Source organism: Indibacter alkaliphilus LW1, assembly GCF_000295935.2.
Lineage (GTDB): Bacteria > Bacteroidota > Bacteroidia > Cytophagales > Cyclobacteriaceae > Indibacter > Indibacter alkaliphilus.
In genome coordinates this window covers 23,038-47,499 of record NZ_ALWO02000052.1, presented here as the reverse complement: position 1 = coordinate 47,499, position 24,462 = coordinate 23,038, and the positions used below count along the sequence as shown (strand labels likewise).

Below are 24,462 nucleotides of genomic sequence, written 5' to 3'. Positions count from 1 at the left end.
TTTAAAGCCTGCGCTTATTTGAACCTCACAATTTTTCCGTAGGCTTTGGATGTCATTTCTTGGGGAATATTTTCTGAAATCTCTTTATAAAGCAGCTCCACCAGTTTTTTCTTCAAAAAACTTCTCGTCAATACTATGCTGACCTCCCGAGTTGGTTCTTCCCCTTCAAACTTCCTCAACCTGCTTTTTTCTTCCTCATTCAGAGATAAAGTAGCCAGTTCGGGCAGTAGCGTGACTCCTGTATATTGATTGACCATATTTCTAAGCCCTTCCAGCGAGCCACTTTCATAGTGGAAATTCATCCGTTCAAACTTTGATTGATTGCAAAGATTGAGCACCTGATCCCTAAAGCAATGTCCTTGTTGCAGCACCCACATGTCATCTGTTTCAAGATCAGCCAGGCTTACTTCTGGCTTTTCCAAAAGCTTATGCCCCCGAGAAATATATGTATAAAATTTTTCATAAAAAATCGGTTTTTCCACAATTCCGGGTTCGGAAAGTGGTGTCACAACAATTCCTAGATCCATCTCATCATTTTTGAGTTTTCTAAGAATCTCTTCAGTCACATTTTCTTCCACTTGCAATTTTACATTGGGATATTTTTCCAAAAAAGATCTGATAAAACGGTGCAGCAGGTAAGGTGCAAGGGTTGGGATTATACCCAACTTGATGACTCCACTTACATCTCCTTTGAGTTGGGACAAAAGCTCATAGATACCTTTACTTTCCGACACCACCCTTTTTGCCTGCTCAATCACCTGCACCCCGATCTCTGTAGGAATGACAGGCATCTTGGTTCTGTCAAATAGGATTATATCCAATTCCCTTTCCAGTTTACTGACCTGTGCGCTGAGCGTAGGCTGTGTCACAAAGCAGGATTCCGCTGCATGCCCGAAATGTCTGTGTTTGTCTACTGCAATGATATACTCTAGCTGTTGGATTGTCATAGTATTTCAGAAAAAGCTCCCAAACTGTATAAAAACCCATTTTTCAGGGTCTGGCAAATATAAAAATCTTTTTCTTTTTATTTAGATTTGATTTAAATAATGATTAATTTCGCCTTCAAATTGAACTCTACTATGTTAAAAAATATCCTAAAAACAACAGCAATCGCCGTTTTTGGCGCTATCATGTTCTCATGCGGAAGCGGCGAAAAGGAAGAAGTGGTCAATGTCTATACCCACAGGCACTATGAAGCAGACCAACAGCTTTTTGACAAATTTACCGAAGCCACTGGCATTAAAGTGAATGTTGTGTCTGCATCTGCAGATGAGCTTATTCAAAAATTGGAATTGGAAGGTGCCAGTTCTCCTGCTGACATTTTGATCACCGTTGACGCAGGCAGGCTTCATAGGGCAAAGGAAAAGGACTTGTTACAGGCTATCAACTCTGAGACGCTTGAAACCAACATCCCTTCCAAGTACCGGGATCCTCAAGGTTCCTGGTTTGGACTGACATACAGAGCTAGAATCCTTGCCTACAGCAAAGAGAGGGTAAACCCAGAGTCGCTCAGCACTTATGAAGCACTTACCGATGAGGAATGGAAAGGCAGAGTACTGACCAGAAGCTCTGAGAACATCTATAATCAATCTCTCTTGGCCTCTATCATAGCCCATCATGGAAAAGATGGAGCTGAAGAATGGGCTGCGGCACTTTTGGCAAATATGGCTAGAGATCCAAAAGGGTCTGATAGAGATCAGGTCAAGGCTGTAGCAGCAGGTGAAGGTGATGTAGCAATTGTGAACACATATTACATTGGCATCATGCTCAATGATTCCAATGAGGAAGAAAGAAAGGCTGCTGAAAAAATTGCTTTATTCTTTCCAAATCAAAATGACAGAGGCACCCACATCAATATTTCAGGAGCAGGTGTTACAAAGTATGCTCCCAACAAAGAAAACGGTATAAAGCTGATAGAATTCCTTTCCAAAGCAGAATCTCAGGAGTTCTTGGCAAATATCAACTTTGAATACCCAGTCAACCCAAATGTAGAATTTTCACCACTTTTGAAGGGCTGGGGAGAATTCAAATCCGATGATTTGAATCTTTCTGTATTGGGAGAAAACAACAGTGACGCAGTAGTCATTTTTGATAAAGTGGGTTGGAAATAATTCAAAGTTTTGAATATAGTTAAGCGTAATTATTATTGGTGGAATAAGTGGACCGGCTATTCATTGCTCATATTGCTATTGATAGCTACGCCCCTTTTCACCATTTTCTTCAAATTATTTGAAAAACCGGGAGGGAGTTGGACACATATTGCCAACAACCTCCTCTTTGGTTATTTTCAAAATACCATACTGATACTCTTGGGAGTTGCGGTATTGACATTTTTACTTGGAGTAAGTACCGCTTGGCTGGTTTCCAATTACGAATTTCCTGGCAGAAGATATTTTGAGTGGCTGCTGATTTTGCCACTAGGCTTCCCCGGATATATCATGGCCTACACTTATGTAGGCATTTTGGACTATACGGGACCTATTCAGGTGTTTTTAAGAAACAGTTTTGACATTCATATCAAGGGGAGTCTCTTGGATATTATGAATTTGCCCGGGGCAATATTTATTCTTTCCATTACACTATTTCCCTATGTGTTTTTGATTTCCAGGTCTTCCTTTGTGCAGCAAAGCAAGACCTTGCAGGAAGCCTCATTCTTGTTAGGGGCCAATAGGTTTCAGACATTTTTCAAAGTCGCGTTGCCGATGGCCCGTCCAGCAATTGTAGCTGGAATAGCACTTGCATCCATGGAAGTCTTGAATGATTACGGAACAGTCAAGTATTTTGGGGTGAGTACTTTTACGACCGGGATTTTCAGAGCATGGTTTTCCATGGGAGATGCCGGAACTGCCATTTACCTGGCAGCAATCCTGATGGTTTTTGTTTTTATCATTCTTTATCTGGAATCTATACAAAGGGGCAATAGGCAGTATTCTTCGGTAAATGGGATTCAAAAACCATTGGTCAGAATACATCCAACCCTAGGGAAAAAAATATTCTATACTGCCCTTTGCAGTACAATTTTCCTACTGAGTTTTTTATTCCCCTTTCTTCAACTGCTCCATTGGGTCAGTATGACGTACGCTAAGGTAGTCAATCAGGATTTTTACCTGTTGATCTTCAGAAGTTTTGGACTGGCGGTGGTCAGCGGAGCACTGGTAGTTGTCTTGTCAGTTATCTTACTCTATGCGTTGAGACTAAGCCCATTTAAATGGGTCAAAAACATTACTAAAATCGCAACATTAGGCTATGCTATCCCAGGAGCTGTCATCGCAGTCGGTGTGATGATTCCACTACTTGCCTTGGACAAATGGATTTATGCGTCTTTTATTTCCTCAAAAGCAGTGGGTTTATTTTTTTCGGGAACTTTATTTGCCCTTGTCTTTGCTTATATAGTCAGGTTTATGGCCGTAGGTTATAATCCCGTGGAAGCAGGATTTCAAAAAATCGGAATTCATGTCAATGAAGCCAGCAGACTCTTGGGGACAAGAAGCACCAAAACGCTTTGGAAAATAGATCTGCCATTGATCAAAACAAGTCTTATTTCAGGGATATTGCTGGTCTTTGTAGATGTATTGAAAGAATTACCCTTAACTTTGATCCTGCGTCCGTTCAACTACCAAACTTTGGCTACTAAGGCATTTGATATGGCTACCAACGAAATGATCGCTGAGTCTGCCAATGCTGCACTGATCATTATTTTGACAGGCATCATCCCCATCATCTTCCTCAATAAGCTGATCAAAAAAAGAGAACTTTAGAAAAACAGGATGAGGATTCTTTCGCTCAATCAGATTTCCAAAAAATACAATCAGGCAAAGGAATTTGCTGTAAACGATGTTTCCTTCGATGTAGAAGAGGGTGAAATCCTGGCTCTTATTGGAGAAAGTGGCTCAGGCAAAACAACTGTTTTGAGATTGATTGCGGGCCTTGAGCATCCCGACGCAGGCAGTATTTCGCTCTCAGGACAGGTAATAGTAGAAGGTAAAAAATCAGTCCCTGCCCATGAAAGACAGGTTGGAATGGTCTTTCAGGACTATGCACTTTTTCCTCACTTGACGATTCTGGAAAATGTAAAGTTTGGCCTTAAAAAAAATCTTTCCGACCCTATCAAAGTTGCAGAGGATACCCTAAAGCTTGTTGGCCTTAGAGAAGATTACCACAAATACCCACATCAGCTTTCAGGCGGGCAGCAACAGCGGGTAGCATTGGCCAGAGCTATAGCTCCAAACCCCAAGATACTTTTGATGGATGAACCTTTTTCCAACCTGGACGCCATGCTCAAAGATCAGGTGAGGGAGGAAATCAGACAGATTATCAAGAAAACAGGCATCACCGCCATTTTTGTAACCCACGATACCAAAGATGCTCTTTCCACTGCTGATAGGATTGCCATTCTCCACAAGGGCTACTTGCAACAGATAGATATCCCAAAAAACTTGTATGAATTTCCTGTGAACCCTTATGTTGCCAACTTTTTTGGAAAGAGGAATGAGATCATGGCTGTACCAAGAGAGGATGGATTTCATACCACTTTTGGTTTTATCACAGATCCGGAAGCAAAAAAATACAAAGAAAAGGTCAGGTTGATGTTCAGGCCTGAACATGGTGAGGTAGTTCGTCGCGACGGGCAGCAACTCAGCGGAAAGATTGTCAAAATCTCATACTTCGGAAGTCATCAAATGGTAAAATTGGCCGATGAAGAAGGTAAAAGGGTCACTATACGGACCAACCCCGGCCGTTCTTTTGACGGAATGGAAAGGGCGTTTTTTTACCTCTGGAAATATGATGTGGAGGAAGCATTTTGAGTTTGGATTTGTGGGTGATTAGTCCACCGTCCACTGCCAAGGGCCTGTCTCTAATTTCATTTACGAAGTACGATTTACGAATTACGAGGCCTAATTCATCCTCCACCCATCTTATGTCTTATGTCTTAAGTCTTAAAATGATTTACGAAGTACGATTTACGAGGTCTTGACCATACTCAAACCCTTCTTGGTACTTCGTACTTTGTACTTGGTACCTTTCTCAAATCTCATATCTTTCATTTACGAAGTACGATTTACGAGGCCTAATTCATTCTCCACCCATCTTATGTCTTAAGTCTTAAGTCTTTAACACTACAGTTCCTCGTACCCCTTCTTCGTACTTTGTACTTGGTACCTTGTTCTCCTCTGCGACCTCAGTGTGAACCCTCACTTTCACTCAACTCCTTTAACTTCCCGCATAAACAATCAGCGTCAATCCAATAAGGAAAAGCAAAAACATCCCACCAAGAAGGGTGTTGGTGCTCTTGGGGGCTTCCTTAAATTCTCTCCAGATAAACACTCCCCAAAAAGCAGCCACCATAGTGGCTCCCTGACCCAATCCATAAGAAATCGCCGGCCCTGCTTTTTCGGCTGCTATGATACTAAATGACATCCCTACACACCAAATGATGCCTCCTAAAATCCCTACCAAATGGACCAAAGGCCTTCCTTCGAAATAATCCGTTACCTTCAGTGGTTTTCCCTCGATTGGGTTTTTCATCAAAATGGTATTGAATACAAAATTGCTGAATAAGATTCCGATAGAAAATACAAATACTGCTCCATATGGAGTAAATTTTCCTCCTTCAGGTTGTGAAAAATCCAAGGACATGGATTGCGCCACGAAGAAGTAAAAGAAGGACATCAAAAATCCTCCTGCTAAGGCCAGCAGTAAACCGATTTTCGGGTTTTTTTGGTTGGTTTTAGTAAGTCGCTTGTAGGCAAAGGCATCCATTACTATGGCCATTACCACCAAGGCTACTCCAAGAAAAAGTAAAAGCGGATCTCCCTTTTGCTCTGATATATAATTGACAATTACACCCAAAACTAATGCAAGACCAATTCCCACGGGAAAGGCAACAGACATGCCTGCATATGCAATAGCCGCAACTACCAGAATATTGGCCAAATTGAAAATCACTCCACCCACAAAGGCAAGGGTGTAACTTTTGGAATCAGCCTGGAACAGATCCTCCGAAAAACTCCTTCCTGCATCCCCTGTGCTGCCCAGTGTCAGCCCAAAGACCAATGCCAGGATCACAATTCCGAATACATAATCCCAATAAAAAAGTTCAAAGCGCCATTTTGAACCAGCCAGTTTTTGGGTATTGGCCCAAGAGCCCCAGCAAAGCATGGTGATAATGCAGAAGATCACCGCTAAAGAATATGATTCGATAATGTACATGGCTATGGATTTTTGGGTTCAACTAGCTTAAAATTTTCTAAAGTTTCATAAAAATCTTTGACCACCGCATCCTGGTCAAAATTCTCCCATAAAATCATTTTCCGTGTGTTTTCTGGCCTTTCTACCCATTGGTTGTCGATGAGTATGGGTGCTGGAATTTCAGACTTTTCACCCCAGTTGGGATTTTTCAAGATGGCAGCTGCCACCATATCAAAAAGGGCTCTTGACTTTGAGTCCCCGTGATAATCAATGTGCTCAAATAAACTCACTGCATAATCTCCGAAGGTATAATAATCTCCCCCATGTCGACCCTCAATTGCTTGATCGATTTTAGGGCCCATACCTGGCAAGGTTTCATTGATCTCTTGTTGGGTGACCTTCACCGCATCCGTCCCACTTGGCTCTCCGTACCTCACCGTGACCATTTCAAAAGGTACTTTGGTGTTGAGCACATAATTCATAGAAACTGTGTCATTGTCCTGATTGTATTCTCCAGGCTTGGGATAATTCGAACCGAGCCAAACCACCCGCATCTTTTCAGCAATACTTGGATCCTGTTCTAAGGCCAAAGCCACATTGGTCAATTTCCCAACAGCCAAAAGGATCAGTTCCTCTCCTGACTTGTTTGCATGCTCAATGATAAAATCTACAGCAGCCTTGCCATCGTACTCAGGTTCTTGGATAGTAGGTTTGATGTTTTCAAAAGAACCATCTGCCCCTTTGAGCAGAGGTATTTCCCCATAACGCTGACCAAGTTGGAGTATACGCTTAGCTTCTTCATAATGACCATCGATATTTCCACCACTTTTGGTCGCATTGACAGTTACGCCTTCCAAGTCAAAAGTGGGTCCATTGACCAAAATATACATAAGGGCAAACTGATCGTCCAGTTCATTGTTGGCATCAGTATCATAAATGAGGCGGACTTTTGGTGCTTTTTCTTCTTCTACTTGCTCCTCACTTTCTTTTTCAGCAGGTTGGCAAGAAAAAAGAATTCCTAAAGCAAAACAAGTGAGTAAAAGGGACCTTTTCATAGTTGTAATGGGTTTGATGATAAGTTCTTTTCTTTTAAGTTTTATTCCAAGATAATCCTTCTGTAAGTAAGCAGTGAAGGAGTACCTGAATCACTTACTTCCAATACAAGATGGATGTTGTTCCCTTCAAGATCATCTGGAATTGTCAGTTCCAAAACCGGATCAGATAGGCCTGAAAGTTGGATTTCTTTAGGATAGGAATCTGCTTCCGTGTACCTAAACCATTTGAATGAAAGTGTATCTCCATCTGCATCGGTGGAGGCAGAGGCGTCTAGGGTGATTACCTCTCCAGCTTTCCCTTGAATCTTCAAGACCTTTGTACCCGTATCTCCGTTCACGATAGCACTTGGTTCTCTATTTACTTCTCCAGGTTCTTTGATAGACCATAGAAGGCGGTTTTTAAAATTATTACTCACTGCTTCATCCCACCTGCTGAGCTCTGCTTGCTCTATCCCACAGGTATAATAATATGAATCAGGAAACTCTTCCCCCATTTGCTGAAACCTAGATCCCCAACTTCCCTGAGTAGGGTCTAGTGGATCATTCAACCCAAAAACTGCACTCAAAAGGTAAAAATATGAAGGGCTATCTCCTTCCCCGCCGTTGTCATAAATTTCTGACATGGGGCCATGCCCATTGACTTCATTGGGCCCAATCGGTTTTTGCCAATCCGGATCTCTACTCCACACGTAATGCCAGAAATGTCCATTATCATACATCACTGACCCCAGACCAACAGGTTCCTTTCCATATGTAGGAATAGCCGTTCCGAAATCAGCACAGGTTTCTTCTTTCATCTTTACAAAGTCCGCAAAAAACTCGAAAGAGATGTCCTGAAAGAGTATTCCAAACAGGTGCAATTTGGGAAGCAATTGTCTGAATTTTTCCTGACCGTGTTTTTCCCTATAGCGATGCAAAGCCTGTACAAAAGTAATGGTACCTCCCCAGGCCTGAATGAAGATGGGCCGATCATCATCCTTTTCGAAAACCTCAACCAAAAAATCACTGCCCTCAGAATCCTTGGGTTCCTGATGTGGAGTCATGCCTTCTCCGATCCAATCATGGTAATACACCGAGTCCCAAGAGCTTGTCACATAGCGGTCAGCAATGTTATTGGAAAACTCCAGAGTATTGGTCAGCCAAATGATAGGCAATGCACCGCGCCCCTGTTTGGTGACAGCAATCAGGTCCTCATATGCAGGTAAATCTGGATCATGCTTGCGCAATTGAGGCAATTCCTCCCGATAAGCCGTAAGAACAGACATGGCTTTATCCCAAGGATCGGAATCGTCATGGTTGAAGTCAGGCAACTGATTGGTGACAATCATGGCCTCCAAATCAAAATAAGAAGCATAATAAAGATACCTGATCAAAGAATTCCCATCATCATGGGTCATGTCTGTGAGGATAACCGTTCTGATTTTTTCAATATCTGAATCTGATTCTATGCTCTGCCTTGGTTGACAGGCTAGTAGGGAAAGAGAAATAAGCAGAAAATAAAATAGGTTTTTAGGCATATAGCTTGGGCATAAATAGGTACCTGATAGACATTTATTTCAATTCACTCAAATGAGGAATAGACGATTGGGCACCCAGCTTTTGCACAGATAGGGTGGCTGCTTTTAAAGCAAAAGCGACAGCCTCTTTAATGGTCCTGCCATTGCCCAAAGCCACTGCAAGTGCCCCATTGAAGGTATCTCCTGCGGCGGTGGTATCAACCGCTTTTACCTTTTCTGTAGGAAGGATTCCTGTGAATTCCTCTGAATAAACATAGGCTCCTGAAGCACCCAAAGTGATAACGATATGCTGGGCACCTTTGGATGCCAGAACTGCTGCAGCAGACTTGGCGGATCTTTCATCTACAATCTTGATACCCGACAGCAACTCTATCTCTGTTTCATTTGGTGTAATCATATATAGGCCGTCATAGTATTCCGCTGACAACTGCGATGCCGGTGCTGGGTTCAGAATAAGTTTTTTCCCATATTTCTTTGCCATTTGAACAGATGCCAAAACCACTTGAAGGGGGATTTCCAGCTGGATCAAGACAATGGAAGCTTCCAGAAAATAATTTTCAGCAGCCTGAATATCCTCTTCTCGCAGGTGATTGTTGGCTCCTGGTGCTACGATGATGGTATTTTCCCCATGTCCGTCCACAGTAATCAAAGCTACCCCACTGGGCTGATGTGGATTTTGTCTGATCCTAGATGTATCAATGCCTTCTTTTTTAAAATTTTCAAGACTGGTATTTCCAAATACATCCGTGCCCAGTTGGGTGATAAAAGCTACTGAGCCACCCAGCCGAGCTGCAGCTACCGCTTGGTTGGCGCCCTTTCCCCCTGGAATAAGCGAAAAGTGACCCCCTATAATGGTTTCTCCAGGTTTTGGAAAATGGCTGGTTTGGATCACCATGTCCATATTGGCGCTTCCGATCACGAGAATTTTGGGCAAATCTGGCATTACCTTACAAATAAAGATTAAGACCTTTTATCAAACAGTAGCTGATGCACAGGCCATTTTAGGTTTTTTAATTTTCAATAAAGCACTTTTTAAAGTAATATTATACTGCTCTTATCTCTAACTAGCAAATAATCATAGGATTTTGGGTCAATTGAGATGATGAGTGAATTAACCTAAACCCATTGTAGCATGAAAAACAACAATTCAACTTTTTCCAGAAGGAAATTTCTAGGAACCACACTTTTAAGTGCCGCAGGCCTCTCCTTTTTGCCGGGATTAGGCAAGGCTTCTCCCAAAATGCGTCTGAATGAAGATATCCACCAAGTGCGCTTGGGGTTTATTGGAGTGGGAAGGCAGGCCATGGGAATTCTCAACGGAATGATGCGCATTCCCGGAGTAGAAGTCAAAGCCTGTGCTGATGTTTATGAAATCAAAAGAGAAAGGTTCAAGCAGAGAGTGGACAAAATCAGTAAGGAATTGAACTCTGGGACTGCCAAAGTAGATGTCTATGCTGATTATAAAGAGCTCTTGAAGCGGGAGGATATAGATGCGGTAGTCATTGCTTCTCCGGATCATTGGCATGCCCTCATGGCAATAGATGCCTGTAAAGCCGGTAAGGATGTATATTTGGAAAAACCATTGACGCTTACCATAAGGGAGGGGCAAGAGCTGATCAAAGCAGTCCGTAGTCATGGAGCTGTACTGGCGGTTGGTAGTCAGCAACGATCTGATGTCAACTTTCAGCATGCTGCAAGAATGGCACTTAAGGGAAAGATTGGCAAAATCAATCAAGTATTGGTGCATGTTGGTCAGCCCGAGCATCCAAAACCTTATGACCTAGCCGAGCAGTCTGTACCCGGAGGCTTAGATTGGAATGCCTGGCTAGGACCATTGCCCCACATGCACTTCAATGAGCAGCTCAACCCACCTATATCATTGGATCCTGAAGAAAACGAAAAACTCTGGGGAGCCTGGCGTTGGTATAAAGAAACCGGCGGTGGCTACATGACAGACTGGGGAGCCCACATGTTTGACATTGCCCAGTGGGGACTGGGCATGGATAGAAGCGGTCCGGTTAAAGTAATTCCCGGAACAGCTGACAGTCCATTGACTTACAAATATGCCAATGGAGCCGAGATGATCGTAGGCCCATTTGATGAAGGACGGCAAGGGGTGAAATTCATAGGTGAAAACGGCTGGATCAAAGTTTCAAGGGGACAGTTTGATAGTTCAGACAAAAGCCTGATGCCCACCATGGAAAGACCCAACTTGGGTTACTCTGCCCATTATTGGGATTTTATAGATTCTGTAATCAAAAGAAAAGACCCCATAGTTCCTGTGGAAGTAGGGCACAGTACCTGCGTCATCTGTACCATAGGTAATATTGCCAATGAACTGGGCAGACCTTTGGACTGGGATCCGGAAATCCAGACTTTCCCTAAAGACTGGGAAGCACAGTCCAAAATGCATTACAATTACGAAAACGGTTACACACTTTAACTACTCATACCATGAATAACAGAAGAGCATTTCTCAAAGCCTCAGGAGCCTTGGCAATAGGGGCCTTGCTGAAACCATCCGACCTTTTTGCCCTAAGAATGGCTAAAAAACCCATTGGGCTCCAGCTTTATTCTCTCCGGGCAGATATGCGGGAAGATCCTCAAAATACCTTGAGAATGGTTGCTTCTATTGGTTATAAAACCTTGGAAACAGCCAATTACAATGAAGGCCTCATTTATGGTATGGAACCGATTTTTTTCCGCAGATATATTGAAGACCTGGGGCTCAAAATGCGCAGTGCACACGTTGGAGGGCCGCAGTTTGATGGTTCAAACAAAGAAGAATTGATGAATTGGTGGAAAAAGGCAGTGTCTGACCATAAGGCTACAGGAGCAAAATACATCATCAAACCCTCCATGCCGATTCCCACAAGCCTCAGTGAATTGGACAAATGGTGCGATTATTATAACTCCATTGGAGAAGTTGCCAAAAAAGGAGGAATGATGTTTGGCTTCCACAACCATGCAAGGGAGTTTGAACAGATCGAAGGAAAGATCATGTTGGATTACATGATAGAGAATACTGACGAAAAACTCGTTTTTTATGAATTGGATGTGTATTGGGCTCAAAAGGGTGGGCAGGATCCTGTAGATTACCTGAACAAGTACCCAAAAAGATTCCCTGTCCTTCACATCAAAGACGAGGAAGAAATAGGAGCAAGCGGAACAATGGATTTCAAGGAAATTTTTGAAACGGCATACAAACATGGCATGAAAGACTACTTTGTAGAAGTGGAACGTTACAATTATGAACCATTGGAAAGTGTGCTGAAAAGTTTTGAATACCTGAACACTGCTTCATTTGTCAAATAAAACCTATGGCTTTTTTGATCAAAAAATATGGACCAAGCCTATTGATATGGGGCTTGGTCTGTTTTTTTTCTCCTAATACTTATGCCCAGGAATTTTGGGAGGCTCAATGGCTCAGCCTGCCTGCCTCCGAGCTTCCTGATTATGCTGTGGTCCATGCGAGAAATTCATTTGAAGTCAACAGTATTCCTGAAAAGCTGAATATTGACCTCGCAGCAGTCATCCGGTACAAACTCTATGTCAATGGTATTTATGTGGGGCAGGGCCCTGCCAACAATGACCTGGAGCATTATACTTTTGATACCCATGATATCGCTCCATACTTGCAGCAAGGGCGCAATGTGATTGCTTTGACAGTATTTTCCTTGGGAGAGATGAACCCGGTGCGCTATCATGATCTGGGTTTAAGGTTTATTCTCAGAACTCATGATGACTCGATAAAAGACAGCATCAATACTGGTCGTGGAAACTGGAAGGTCTGGGTTGATAAGTCTTATGAGGCTACTGTCCGGGGAAAAGACTTTGAAATATTGGGATACTTTGCCATGGGAGGAGGAGAGCAGATAGATGGGGGGAAATACCCATGGAGATGGCAGGAAATAGGCTTTGATGACAAAGACTGGGTCATTCCCAGGTCAGGGGACAGAGGTGGTCCTTATGGGCACAAACATGCCTATGGACATGCCGAAATCAGCCTAAGCCCAAGAGATATTCCCATGATGAATGAGGAGGAAGAGCTACGCCCCATTGTTCGCAAGGCAGAGGGGAGTTGGAATGAAGAGAATCTTGGGAATTGGAATTCAGAAAAACCTTTGCGCTTTGCTCCAAATACAGAGACTTCTATTTTACTGGACCAAAAGTACCTGAGCAAAGGCCATACATTTTTTACTTTTTCGGGTGGAAAAGGTAGTAAAGTCGAGGTCGTCTACGCAGAGACCTTATTTAAGGAAGACAATACACAAGGCAACAGAAATGAAATTGATGGCAAAAGAATCATTGGCCAAACTGACCGCTATATCATGGGGGGAGGAGACGGTGAAAGCTATTCACAGTTATTACCCAGAACCTGGAGATATATTCAGGTAAAGGTTCAGACCGGAGAGCAAGAACTGATATGGGACAATTATTTTGCACACAAGTTTATCTATCCTTTTCAGCAAGCCGGAAGTTTTCAGACTCCTTTCAAAATACACGAAGATATTTGGGAGGTAGGTTGGCGCACTGCATTGCTTTGCGCAGATGAAACTTATATGGACTGTCCCTATTACGAGCAGCTGCAGTATATCGGAGATACCAGAGTGCAGGCCCTGATTTCATTGTATGCGGCTGGAGATGATAGGCTTATGAAAAACGCCTTAAGGCAATTTGCCCATTCTATAACTGATGAAGGCATTGCTCAAAGCCGCTATCCTTCCAACCTGAGGCAGATGATTCCGCCATATTCCCTTTTTTGGATCAACATGCTGCATGATTATTATATGCACAGGGAAGATCCTGATTTTATCCGGCAATATATCCCGCAGGTGGCATCAATTCTATTTTGGTTTGAGCAAAAACTGAAAGAAGATCATATTCTAGGCCCAATGCCATGGTGGTCCTACACTGATGTGACTGGTTGGGAGATGTCCTCTCCTCCGGGATTTAAAGAAGGAGGGTCAGTGGTAATGACCTTGCAATTTCTCTATGCCATTCAGGAAGCCCTGCCTTTATTTGAGGAATTTGAAAAAACCCACCTTTCTGCCCATTTCTCAGCTCTTGGAGATAAGATCAGGAAGAGTGTTTATTCCAAAGCTTGGGATGACAATAGAAAACTGATGGCAGACAAGCCCAGTAAAGAAAGCTACAGTCAACATGCCAATATTTTTGCTATCTTGACAAATACAATAGTTGAAGAAGAGCAGCATGAGCTCTTCCAAGGACTGATCAGTGAAGAGGACTTGGCCAAAGCAAACATCTATTTCAGGTTTTACCTTACCCGTGCAGCACAAAAATCAGGCAATGGCCATTACTTTATCAACAATCTGCAAACATGGGAAGACATGCTTGCACTGGGCCTGACTACTTTTGCGGAACATGAAAATAAAACCCGCTCTGACTGTCACGCTTGGAGTGCCAGTCCTAACTTTGAGTTTATCCACACAGTCTGTGGAATTCAGCCTAAAGAAAATTTCTTCAAAAAAGTATTGATCGCTCCAAATCCGGGGCACTTATCCACATTTGAAGGAAGCATGCCTCACCCAAAAGGTGTCATTGCGGTAAATTACGACTTTGAAAACAATACTGCTGATATAAAGCTTCCGGCAGGATTGGAAGGAGAGTTCCTTTGGCAAGGAAAATCCTTTTTCCTAAAGTCTGGAAGTCAGCAAATCAAATGGTAAACCCTACAATTATGAACAGATTCAATCTATCCATCACCATTTTAAGTTTATCCACATTGCTTTTTGCATGTGGATCACAGGAAGAAAAAAAAGACTCAAGCGCCTATGAGGATGCGGAAACCTTCGTGCCCAATCCGCAGGAACTTGAAGAGCAGGAGGTTCCCAAATTGGCCATTGGTGACAAGGCTCCTTATTTCAGGTTGCCCAATGTAGATGGAAAATTCGTTTCCATAGATGATTTTGAAGATGCGGATGTCTTGGTGATCAATTTTACCTGCAATCACTGCCCAACAGCTCAAGCCTATGAAGAGCGGTTTATCGATGTAGTAGATGATTACAAAAGCAAGAAAGTAGCATTTGTTGCCATTTCACCAAACAGTCCCATTGGTCTTCTTCCGGAAGAGCTAGGCTATACAGACCTCAGTGATGATTTTGAGGCCATGCAAATCCGGTATGAAGACATGAATTACAACTTCCCTTATCTCTACGATGGAGATATCCATGAATATTCTTTGGCCTATGGTCCTACAGCTACTCCCCATGTATTTGTTTTTGACAAAGAAAGAAAACTGAGCTATTCGGGAAGATTGGATGCTTCCGAAAAACCCGGGACGGCAAATGCAGAGGATTTGAGAAATGCCATTGATAAAACTTTGGCAGGAGAAGCATTGGCCGAAGATAAGGCAATTACTCCCGCCTTTGGTTGCTCTACCAAATGGGCCTGGAAAAATGAATACACCAAAAAGACCAACGAGGAATGGATGAAGAAGCCGGTAGAATTGGAAAAAATCTCTCCAGAAGGATTAGCCGAGTTGCTCAAAAACGAAACGGATGAATTGTTATTGATCAATTTTTGGGCTACCTGGTGTGGGCCATGTATCGTAGAATATCCTGAATTTATAGAAATCCAACGCATGTATGGAGACAGGGACTTCCAGTTTGTCAGCCTCAGCATGGACAATCCCAATCAGGAAGAAAAAGTCCTGAAATTCCTCAAAAGCAAGTACTCAGCAGTACCCAACTACTTGATAGATACTGAAGATAAATATGCAGTAATCGATGTAGTAGGAAAGGATTGGGACGGGAGTCTCCCCATTACACTGTTGATCGAACCGGGGGGAAATATTGCCCATAAAGTCATGGGAGAAATCAAAGCTTTGGAATTAAAAAGGGCTATTGTGGACCATCCTATGATTGGGAGGTATTATTGATAGGAGGATAGATGATATAAGATTTAAGATTTAAGATTTAAGATTTACGAGGCCTAATTCATACTCCAACCTTATGTCAAGCGCCTTTGCGTCTTCGCGTGAACCCTTTTTCCTCCATCGCGAGCGTTGCGTTACCGTTGCGAGCGACGCGAGAAACTATTATTTTCTTCGTACTTGGTACCTTTCTCTAATCTTGCTTCTTGTTTTAAATACTTTTGATTAAATTTAATTGTTCACAAACAGTTAAACGCTTATGGCCAACCTATCAGATGATCTGAGTTTTCCTTTCTATGTGGCCTCAAGGCTTTTTTCCCAAGCTTACAGGGAGCCTTTGGCAGAAATTGGGCTTACTTATCCACAATACCTGGTGATGTTGGTTTTGTGGGAAAAGGACGGTCAGATGGTTTCCGAAATTGGTCAAAAACTACAGCTTGATTCCGGAACATTGACGCCACTATTGAAAAGATTGGAGGCTGCCCATCTTATCAAAAGGGTAAGATCAGAAGAAGATGAGAGAAGGGTAGAGATAGAGTTGACTTACCCGGGAAGTGCACTTCAATCCAAAGCAGCTAAAGTTGCTGAAAAAGCAGATGAGTTTTTCAACAATTGGGAGGAGAAGGATGTTTCTCAATTGAAAGTTCTAATGGAAAAATTAATCGCTGAATTTAATCCCGCATAAAGCATGGAAAAAATAAACAAGAGTTACACTGCCACAGCCACCAATACAGGAGGAAGAAACGGACAAGTAAAAACAGATGATGGCCTCCTGGAATTATCACTGGCCATGCCTAAGGAAATTGGAGGTGCCGGAGGTAAGACCAATCCTGAACAACTTTTTGCTGCTGCCTGGTCTTCTTGTTTTGCAGGAGCACTGGCTGCTGTATCTAAAAGGGTAAGTACTGAAGATGCTAAAATCAGTGTTCAGGTCCATTCCGGCGAATCAGAAAATGGTGGTTATGGGTTGGCTGCTGATATTTTGGTCAAAATTCCTCAGGCTGCTTCTGTGGAGGAGACACAAAAACTGGCAGAACTGGCGAATAAACATTGTATGTACTCTAAAGCTGTAAGTGGGAATATTGAGGTAAATGTGAAGGCCGTGGAGTAAGGGGGCTCGCTGGAACGAAGAGAAGCTTAAAGATTTTTAGGATGAGTCTCTATCTCCTTTTTAACTTATTCCTCCACTTTATCATAATAAGCAGGCTCCGGTTCAAGACACATGGATAGGGTCCCTGTGTGAAAATCAACACATTCGAATACCAACACCATTACTTTATTGTTGTTCTCAAAAGCCAGGCTGGCATTTTGGTTTACCATTGGAAAGCTATTTTGCTCTAACAACTCATCAGGTGAAGCAGGTGGATTCTCGAAATCTTCAGGGTAAAAATACCTCCTTTCAGAAAAAGTAAGCTTGTCTTCCATGACTGAATATTTTCCCTGGTAATACCCAACAATGCCCGGTGCAAAACCTTCACTGTTTTCTTTCCTGATAAAAAATGATTCGTAGGTGCCATTCATCTGGAAAACAAGAATATTTTCCAGCGTTTCATAATCATTTACCAGTTCATTAACCCATTCCCCTTCGAGATATCTGGCAGAAAACTCTTCTTGATAATCTACGCAAGAGAAAATCAAAAAAAGGAAAATCATACTTGTCAAAGACTTTTTCATTGGTTCTAATTTATTTGAAAACAATTAATTTCTTGATTCTGATTCTATCAATTTGATGGTGGCTTGTTGGGAACCCGCTTCCAGGATTTCCCACTGTTGAATAAAAGAGCCTCCCCAATATTGTCTTTCAATTTTGAGAATATTTCCTTGAAGCCTCCATTTTCCTGAATAATCATCTGTAATGATAGGAGGGGTCCCACACCAGCCAGCTAAATCCCTGACGATTAATGTGCCATTAGCCTTAAAAACATATCCCATGGTATTCTTTTTAAGCTCTTCACTCCTATTCAATACCAATGCCTCCTGCTCATAACGTAAATCAGTCCAAACGCCAAGCGGAAACTGTCCTTCTAATAATTCCATATTGTTTTGGTCCATGCAGGAGGACAATGAAAACAAAAGGATGAAAAAAAGGTATAGCTTTTTCATAGACTTTGAAAGAGTTTTAACCAAGACGCAGGTTTTTTCTTTTCTGTTGCGCAATGTTAATTTTTAAGTAAAAAAAGTTAATCTTTTCTATGGCTGTAAACATTTAAAATTTTTTTTCAAATTAAAAAACATCAATTCTCCAATTTTTTGACTATCCTGAGAATGATAAACTCTGCCGGGCGAACAGCTGCCAGTCCGATTTCAACCACCATTCTTTTCTCCAAAATATCCTGTGAACTCATAGTCTGCCCAAGCCCAACCCTGACGAAAAAGGCCTGATCCACTTTTTCACCTCTCAAAGCCCCTTTTCTCCACAACTCCTGCAAAAAATTCTCTGTAACTGACCTGACTTTTGACCAGAGATTGTTGTCATTAGGTTCAAAAACCAAGGTTTTCAAATACTCATTGATAGAAGTTTCTATCATGACAATCAATCTTCTGACAGGCACATATCTCCATTCATTGTCATTTCCGGCCAAGGTACGTGCTCCCCAGACCAAAAAGCCCCTGCCGGAAAATTCCCTGATGACGTTGACAGACTTCCCCTCCACTGCATCCACATTAAAAACCTCCTGTTCCTGATTGGTGATATGGGTTGATAATCCCTGCACAGCCTGCAAATTAACATTGGCCGGAGCTTTCCAAACCCCATGCTGTCTGTCTGTAGAGGCGTATACGGCTGCCAAAAATGGGGAAGGAGGCAGCACAGGTCTGAGCGTTCTTTTGATGGCGGCTAGACACTCTGTATACATTTTTACATGCTGAGATTGGAGCTCGGCCAAACTTATGGAAATATTCTTGCTCCGAAACCGGCTATTGGAAATATGAACAGCGACGTCTTCCGGTCTGTACACATACTCCAATTGACTTACCAAATAGGGATAATATGCTGCGGCAAAAGACCTTCCCATATTTTGGGTAAGCCCATTTCTAAAACGGCTAAGGGTCTGAAGCTTATCAGCAACAGGACTGTGCAGGTCTACCAGCAAAAACCGATTTCTTAGGCTATTGCACTGCAACATCGCCTCTCCCATAAGTTGGTAATAGTCTTTTTCGCTAAGCAAACCAACAGCATCCGGGAAACAAAGCGTGGTCATTCCTTCTTCTTTTGCGCTTGCTTGTAACCCTTTTCTGAAATCTTCCAAAAGGGGAGTTTGACCGGATTTCCCTACTGAAATGACGAAACAGCTCTTCCCTCCGTTGGCAAAAAAGGCCTGAACAGCATAATAAAACAGAGAGGATTCAGGATTATTGATCTGGGCCTGAATGGAATAAGCTAGAGGGCTTGTTTGACTAACCCGTAGGGAAATCCCTTGTTCCTTTCCGGGAGATCCAAAAAATGTACTGTATTCCTGCATGGAGGATATGCGTTTGGCCACACCTTTCAAGTCAGAGCCTGACTGAGCTCCTGCTTTTTCGGTATAACCAATAAAAACAGGAATGGCTGTTTCTACTTCCGCGATGGATTTTGGAGCAGCAGAGACTTCTTCTATATACACTCCTGGCTGTTGGTACTTGCGGTGCTGAAAAATATTTGACTTGGCCATGACTATTTTTTGGCTGGTATCTTATAAAATTAATGAATTTAGGACATAGCTCTAAATCTTTTATTGACACAAACCTTTCCCCAACCCTTCTTGATTCTTCGTACATGGTACCTTTCTCATGTCTCAGGTCTGTCATTTACGAATTACGATTGACGATTTACGAGGCCTATTACTCACTCCAACCCATCTTGGTTCTTCGTACTTTGTACTTAGTACCTTTCTCATATCTCAAGTCTGTTATTAACGAAGTACGAAATACGATTTACGAATTACGAGGCTTTGACCATACTCCAACCTTATGTCTAGCGCCTTAGCGTCTTCCCGTGAACTTTTAATGCCACGAAGACACCAAGGCACCAAGAAGGCTTCACCTTGTCATTTTGAACGAAGTGAAAAATCTATGATTAATTGTGATAAATAGATCCCTCCTTCGTCGGGGTGACAAGGAGAAATCTTTTCCATACTCCAACCCATCTTATGTCTTTTGTCTAGCGTCTTAAGTCTTAAAAGATTTACGATTGACGAGGCTTTGACCATACTCCAACCCATCTTGGTTCATCGTACTTTGTACCTTTCTCACATCTCAAGCCAATAACCAACACTTCCTTGCTTATTCGGCTATTTGCTGCATTCATTTGCTTTTTTCCCTGATTCATCGGAATCCTGGAGGAGATGGAAAGCATCAGGCATAATTTTATCCAAGAATTAAAAACAAAAAGGCAAAAATTATGAACAGAGAATTAGTAGTACTCAGAAGTTTTTCGACCGCAATGGCCCTAGGCCTTGTTTTACTCGCTACCCTGGCATTCAAGAACAACGGCAACCACCATTTCGAAGAGATCGATGTGCAGCGCATCAATATCGTAGAAGCCGACGGTACGGTCAAAATGATCATCACCAATGTGGACAAATTTCCTACAGGCGATACGCAGATCAATGACAGACCTACCAACGCGGAAAGAAAAAAGCGCTCCGGTATGATTTTCTTCAATGAAGAAGGGATTGAATGTGGAGGCTTTATATACGATGGTGCCTTGACGGAAAACGGGCACAGCTCAGGTCTTTCTCTGACTTTTGACCAATTTGATGGGGATCAGGTGATGCAGCTGCTGACCACAGATGCGAAACAGGGCGACAAAAGAAGGGTAAGCAGCAGCCTGGTATTTATGGACAGACCGGAGAAAGAATCCCAGCTTAAAACTATGGAAATTATGGCCGAAATACAGGAGTTGAGAAAAACCGACCCTTCTGCCGCCCGTGCCAAAATGATGGAATATCAAGAAGAAGGACTGATAGGAGGAGCCCCCAGGGTCATGCTGGGCAAGTCAGGCAGTCAAAACAATGGCTTGTTCCTTTTTGATGATCAGGGAATGCCAAGAGCCATGTTTTATGTAGATCAGGAGAATCAGGCCAAGCTGGACTTTTTCAGCGAAACAGGTGAGGTACTGTACTCCTTTCCTCCGGCAGAGGAAAACTAATTGCCCTACTTTTAGCCCATTTCCAGGAATGGGCTATTTTTACACATTCAATTCCTGCTATGAAAAAGTTTTTTGCGTCGCTTTACCTCAACAAATACTTTTTGGCATTTATCATTGTCTTCGCCTATCTGGAGTCTGTTCAGATCAGGTACTTGTTTTTGCGTGAGGTCAAATGGTTTCTTTTTACTCCAGAAGCGGCCATTGGTCAGCTGATCAATGCCCTGATTTTATTTGTGATCATCGGCTTTGTCATTCATCGCTTTGACAGCAAAACTTCCCTATCCAGGGCGGTTTCCGTATTCTTGATCTCCCTTGTCATCTATGTATTGGTCAATAACCTGCTTTCTTACCTGGTGGCGCTGGCATTTGGCACAGTGGAGCGGAATTTCAAGGCCGGACCCTTAACCAGCTCCAACATCAAATATACCATGGATGTATTTGTGTACGGGGGCTTCTTTTTGGCGCATTACTATTTTCAGAAAAATCAGGAAGACAAGACCAAATTGGCCAAACTGGAGAAAAGCCAGATGCAAAGCCAATTGAGCCAGCTCAAAGCACAGCTTGACCCACACTTTCTATTCAACAACCTGAATGTGCTTGACCAGCTGATCGAGGAGGATCAAGTTCAGGCTTCGGCCTTTTTGCACGATTTTTCGGATATTTACCGGTATGTATTGCTGTCTTCGGACAAGCCTCTGGTGGAGCTCAGGGATGAACTGGCTTTTGCCATTCGATACTTTAGTCTGATGCAACATAAATATGGGGAAGCTTATCTTTTCTCGATCAAAGGGAATACTCCTGAAAATGCCCTTTTGCCTGCCCTGAGCATTCAGTTGCTTTTGGAAAATGCCATCGAACACAACCTGGGCACAGCTCAAGCTCCTGTGGAGATCAGCTTGAGAATAGAAGAAAATTCCCTGATTATGACCAATACCCTAAAACCCAAGAAGCAGGGCAAGAATGGTGGGGGTAGGGCTTTGCAGAATTTAAAGACACAGTTTGAATTGTTGGGTAAGTCAACTGTAGTCATACAGCAGAGTGCAGGTACATTTGAAGTTAGCTTACCTTTAATATTCAAAGATGGACATTGAGATTTTGATCATTGAAGACGAGTTGCCGGCGCGAAGGAAATTGAAGCGCTACCTGGACCAATTGGATGAGAGTACCCGGGTGCTTGCAGAATGTGCTACCGTGGAGGAAGCCATAGTCTTTTTTGAAAAGGGAGGCAAAGCAGATCTGATCTTGTCTGATATTGCCTTGCAGGACGGTAGCGCCTTTGAGATTTATGAGGAGATAGCCTTAAAGTCCCCTGTAATTTTCACTACTGCCTACGAAGCACATATGATGCAGGCTTTTGAGAGTTATGGCATAGACTACCTTTTGAAGCCCTTTACCTTTGAGCGCTTCCAAAAGGCCTGGAAAAAATTCATGCTGTTGCATAAGGGCCCTGTATCCAATTCGGAAAAACCGGCTTACAGAAGCAGGATAGTGGTACATACCGCTAGGGACAGCTATTTTCTTCCTGTGGAATCTATCTCTTACTTTCTGGCAGAAGGGGGAATTGTGAAAGCCATTGACCGGGAAGGGAAAAGCCATCTTTTGGGACTTGGCAGCTTGAAGGACCTTGCAGCCGATTTGGATCCTGATGTTTTTTTCCGCCTCAACCGCTCAGAACTGGTCTCCAAGGCTGCGATTCTGCGCATGGAGCGATATGGAAAAAACAGTCTTGCGATACAGGTGGTAGGTTCTGAGAAAAAGTTGATAAGTAGTCAGGGAAATACTTCTGACTTTAGGGAATGGATAGAAAGGTAGGGTTATTGGGAGATGGATCCACTGCCACGGGCCTGCCTCTGATTTCAATTTACGAAGTACGATTTACGATTTACGAGGCTTTGACCATACTCCAGCCCATCTTGGCTCTTCGTACGTGGTACCTTTCTCATATCTCGTATCTCACGTCTCACATCTTTTATTTACGAAGTACGATTTACGATTTACGAGGCCTAATTCATACTCTAACCTTATGTCTAGCACCTTTGCGTCTCGGCGTGAACCACTTTTTTTCCCGCAAGGACGCAAAGATTTTGAATGAATAGTCCCACGGGATTATACCCGATTGGCCTGAAAACCTATAAAGATCTTCAACCGGCCACCTACCTAATGCTGAGTCATTAAAATTGACATTTACAGATAATCAAATGACAAAATTACGCGTCATGCTGAGCGGAGCTTGCGGAGTCGAAAGCCTGTCCCGCAGCATTGCGGGACATCTCCCACATGGTAGGAGATTCTTCACTGCGTTCAGAATGACGGTTATTCTTATCTGTCAATGGTAGTGAGGAACGAACGAAGAATCTCTTACTCTCAAAGCAAAGAGACCCCCCGAAAAAATCGGGGCAGGCTTTCGCTTCACTCAGGGTGACGATCCCTAAGTTTATGTCATTGGTAGATTTTAAAATTTTGCATTTACAGAAAGGGAATGACAGTTGGTGTACGTCATCCTGAATCGGAGCTTGCGGAGTCGAAAGCCTGTCCCGCAGCATTGCGGGACATCTCCCACATGGTAGGAGATTCTTCACTGCGTTCAGAATGACGGTTATTCTTATCTGTCAATGGTAGTGAGGAACGAACGAAGAATTTCCTGCACTCAAGTCCAAAAGACCCCCCGAAAAAATCGGGGCAGGCTTTCGTTTCACTCAGGATGACGTGCCGCTCCGATTTATGTCAATGGTAATCGGAGCTTACGGAGATGAAAGCCTGTCCCGCAGCATTGCGGGAGATATCCTCTCTTTAAAAGTTGGAGATTCTTCACTACGTTCAGAATGACGATCCCTCCATACCTTGTTGTCCGGAGGCTGTGCCTTCGGTCTGCTGGCAAAGGAGTTTGTAACTCCGATCCTGCCATAGTACCGTACAGAAGGTCTCGAAGATTCTTTTTTCACGCAACGAGCGCCAAGAAATTCGCAGCGACCGCAACTTGGGTTTTACTTCGTTGCGAGCGCTGCGTTACCGTCGCGAGCGCCGCGAGAAACTATTATTTTCTTGGTTCATCGTACTTTGTACTTGGTACCTCTTTCCCTTCACCCTGAAGCCTTTCCTCAAAAAAAACTGCCCCAAAAGAAGCAGCTTTTCCTGTGTAGTAGTAAACATTCAATCGCAATTGGTGCCTGCAGGATCCCGGGAAACACAAAAACCACTTAGGGGATTGCAGGACTTAGGAGTAAATTTTTTCCATATTATGCATTCTAACTGGGAGAAGAACATGGAAGTTGCCTGTAATTAAAGGTTTAATTATTAAATGATTTTATGGAAATGATAAGGACATTTTCGATGCCTTTTCACGCTTATAATGTTTACCAGTTTGCAATCAGGAAAACAAGCTTAATTCACCAACAAACAAACCTGTAGCTCTGGAATAATTTCTGGAAACTATCTATTACTACTCCCAATTTGGTGATGGTCTCTGACCCTTGCGAGAAAAAGGAAACGGTACCTAAATGGAAAAGCAGGAATGAAGTTCTTGCAAAACCTGTCTAACAAACAATCTAGAAAAGACTTTGTACCCATTAAGGCATTCCCAATTTCAAAAAAACTTCAGAAAAATGTTCCAAAACCAGTTAAAACGTTCAATATAAAGAAGATAAATGCCAAGAGGTTTAGCCCACCTTAGTCAAACTA

The 24,462-nt window shown here is 42.8% G+C and carries 20 protein-coding genes; 12 read left to right on the top strand and 8 right to left on the bottom strand.

The window, feature by feature from the left end; translation table 11 throughout:
• Window positions 1–14: 14 nt before the first annotated feature.
• Complete coding sequence (locus A33Q_RS18525) at window positions 15–947, bottom strand: hydrogen peroxide-inducible genes activator (protein WP_009033183.1); 933 nt, start codon at window positions 945–947, stop codon at window positions 15–17.
• A gap of 99 nt (window positions 948–1,046) precedes the next feature.
• Here A33Q_RS18525 and A33Q_RS18520 point away from each other — a divergent pair, with 99 nt between their 5' ends.
• The 3 genes from A33Q_RS18520 to A33Q_RS18510 are packed head-to-tail and all read left to right on the top strand — an operon-like array spanning window position 1,047 to window position 4,805.
• The gene (locus tag A33Q_RS18520; protein ID WP_040490695.1) at window positions 1,047–2,111 is read left to right on the top strand and encodes a Fe(3+) ABC transporter substrate-binding protein; all 1,065 of its coding nucleotides are present in this window, start codon (window positions 1,047–1,049) and stop codon (window positions 2,109–2,111) included.
• A 9-nt stretch (window positions 2,112–2,120) separates the two neighbouring features.
• Window positions 2,121–3,758, top strand: coding sequence for an ABC transporter permease (locus tag A33Q_RS18515; protein WP_040490694.1), 1,638 nt, complete (start codon window positions 2,121–2,123; stop codon window positions 3,756–3,758).
• 9 nt (window positions 3,759–3,767) lie between these two features.
• Window positions 3,768–4,805 carry an ABC transporter ATP-binding protein gene (locus tag A33Q_RS18510; RefSeq protein WP_009033186.1) on the top strand — a complete coding sequence of 346 codons (1,038 nt, stop codon included), beginning with the start codon at window positions 3,768–3,770 and terminating at the stop codon, window positions 4,803–4,805.
• 406 nt (window positions 4,806–5,211) lie between these two features.
• Here the strand turns inward: A33Q_RS18510 and A33Q_RS18505 are convergent, their stop codons facing one another.
• The 4 genes from A33Q_RS18505 to rbsK are packed head-to-tail and all read right to left on the bottom strand — an operon-like array spanning window position 5,212 to window position 9,704.
• On the bottom strand, window positions 5,212–6,210 hold the full coding sequence (locus tag A33Q_RS18505; protein WP_009033187.1) for a GRP family sugar transporter: 999 nt from the start codon (window positions 6,208–6,210) through the stop codon (window positions 5,212–5,214).
• A gap of 2 nt (window positions 6,211–6,212) precedes the next feature.
• Window positions 6,213–7,244: a nucleoside hydrolase gene (locus tag A33Q_RS18500; RefSeq protein WP_009033188.1), complete on the bottom strand. Its 1,032-nt coding sequence runs from the start codon at window positions 7,242–7,244 to the stop codon at window positions 6,213–6,215.
• A 41-nt stretch (window positions 7,245–7,285) separates the two neighbouring features.
• Window positions 7,286–8,761 (bottom strand): DUF1593 domain-containing protein, encoded by a 1,476-nt coding sequence (locus A33Q_RS18495; RefSeq protein ID WP_009033189.1) that lies wholly within the window; start codon window positions 8,759–8,761, stop codon window positions 7,286–7,288.
• 34 nt (window positions 8,762–8,795) lie between these two features.
• Complete coding sequence (rbsK, locus tag A33Q_RS18490) at window positions 8,796–9,704, bottom strand: ribokinase (RefSeq protein ID WP_009033190.1); 909 nt, start codon at window positions 9,702–9,704, stop codon at window positions 8,796–8,798.
• 189 nt (window positions 9,705–9,893) lie between these two features.
• On the opposite strand from rbsK, the gene A33Q_RS18485 reads away from it, so the two are divergent.
• The 6 genes from A33Q_RS18485 to A33Q_RS18460 all read left to right on the top strand — a co-directional run bounded on the left by A33Q_RS18485 (window position 9,894) and on the right by A33Q_RS18460 (window position 16,767).
• Window positions 9,894–11,204: a Gfo/Idh/MocA family protein gene (locus tag A33Q_RS18485; RefSeq protein WP_009033191.1), complete on the top strand. Its 1,311-nt coding sequence runs from the start codon at window positions 9,894–9,896 to the stop codon at window positions 11,202–11,204.
• Between the two features lie 11 nt (window positions 11,205–11,215).
• The gene (locus A33Q_RS18480; RefSeq protein WP_009033192.1) at window positions 11,216–12,076 is read left to right on the top strand and encodes a sugar phosphate isomerase/epimerase family protein; all 861 of its coding nucleotides are present in this window, start codon (window positions 11,216–11,218) and stop codon (window positions 12,074–12,076) included.
• A gap of 5 nt (window positions 12,077–12,081) precedes the next feature.
• Window positions 12,082–14,451 (top strand): family 78 glycoside hydrolase catalytic domain, encoded by a 2,370-nt coding sequence (locus A33Q_RS18475; RefSeq protein ID WP_009033193.1) that lies wholly within the window; start codon window positions 12,082–12,084, stop codon window positions 14,449–14,451.
• A gap of 11 nt (window positions 14,452–14,462) precedes the next feature.
• On the top strand, window positions 14,463–15,662 hold the full coding sequence (locus A33Q_RS18470; protein ID WP_016255549.1) for a redoxin domain-containing protein: 1,200 nt from the start codon (window positions 14,463–14,465) through the stop codon (window positions 15,660–15,662).
• A 253-nt stretch (window positions 15,663–15,915) separates the two neighbouring features.
• On the top strand, window positions 15,916–16,341 hold the full coding sequence (locus tag A33Q_RS18465; RefSeq protein WP_009033195.1) for a MarR family winged helix-turn-helix transcriptional regulator: 426 nt from the start codon (window positions 15,916–15,918) through the stop codon (window positions 16,339–16,341).
• Window positions 16,342–16,344: 3 nt separating this feature from the next.
• Window positions 16,345–16,767 carry an Ohr family peroxiredoxin gene (locus A33Q_RS18460; protein ID WP_009033196.1) on the top strand — a complete coding sequence of 141 codons (423 nt, stop codon included), beginning with the start codon at window positions 16,345–16,347 and terminating at the stop codon, window positions 16,765–16,767.
• Between the two features lie 65 nt (window positions 16,768–16,832).
• Here A33Q_RS18460 and A33Q_RS18455 read toward each other — a convergent pair whose 3' ends face one another.
• The 3 genes from A33Q_RS18455 to A33Q_RS18445 all read right to left on the bottom strand — a co-directional run bounded on the left by A33Q_RS18455 (window position 16,833) and on the right by A33Q_RS18445 (window position 19,306).
• Window positions 16,833–17,330, bottom strand: a complete 498-nt coding sequence (locus A33Q_RS18455; RefSeq protein ID WP_009033197.1) for a hypothetical protein — start codon at window positions 17,328–17,330, stop codon at window positions 16,833–16,835.
• 24 nt (window positions 17,331–17,354) lie between these two features.
• Window positions 17,355–17,759 (bottom strand): hypothetical protein, encoded by a 405-nt coding sequence (locus tag A33Q_RS18450; protein WP_009033198.1) that lies wholly within the window; start codon window positions 17,757–17,759, stop codon window positions 17,355–17,357.
• Between the two features lie 131 nt (window positions 17,760–17,890).
• Window positions 17,891–19,306 (bottom strand): phage tail sheath family protein, encoded by a 1,416-nt coding sequence (locus tag A33Q_RS18445; protein WP_009033199.1) that lies wholly within the window; start codon window positions 19,304–19,306, stop codon window positions 17,891–17,893.
• A gap of 728 nt (window positions 19,307–20,034) precedes the next feature.
• Between A33Q_RS18445 and A33Q_RS18440 the strand changes: the two genes are divergently transcribed.
• The 3 genes from A33Q_RS18440 to A33Q_RS18430 are packed head-to-tail and all read left to right on the top strand — an operon-like array spanning window position 20,035 to window position 22,596.
• Window positions 20,035–20,784, top strand: a complete 750-nt coding sequence (locus tag A33Q_RS18440; RefSeq protein ID WP_009033200.1) for a hypothetical protein — start codon at window positions 20,035–20,037, stop codon at window positions 20,782–20,784.
• Window positions 20,785–20,843: 59 nt separating this feature from the next.
• Window positions 20,844–21,875: a sensor histidine kinase gene (locus A33Q_RS21675; protein WP_009033201.1), complete on the top strand. Its 1,032-nt coding sequence runs from the start codon at window positions 20,844–20,846 to the stop codon at window positions 21,873–21,875.
• Entirely contained in the window at window positions 21,865–22,596 is a 732-nt protein-coding gene (locus A33Q_RS18430; RefSeq protein ID WP_009033202.1) for a LytR/AlgR family response regulator transcription factor, read from the top strand. Before A33Q_RS21675 ends, A33Q_RS18430 begins: the two co-directional genes overlap by 11 nt.
• The last annotated feature ends 1,866 nt before the right edge of the window (window positions 22,597–24,462 follow it).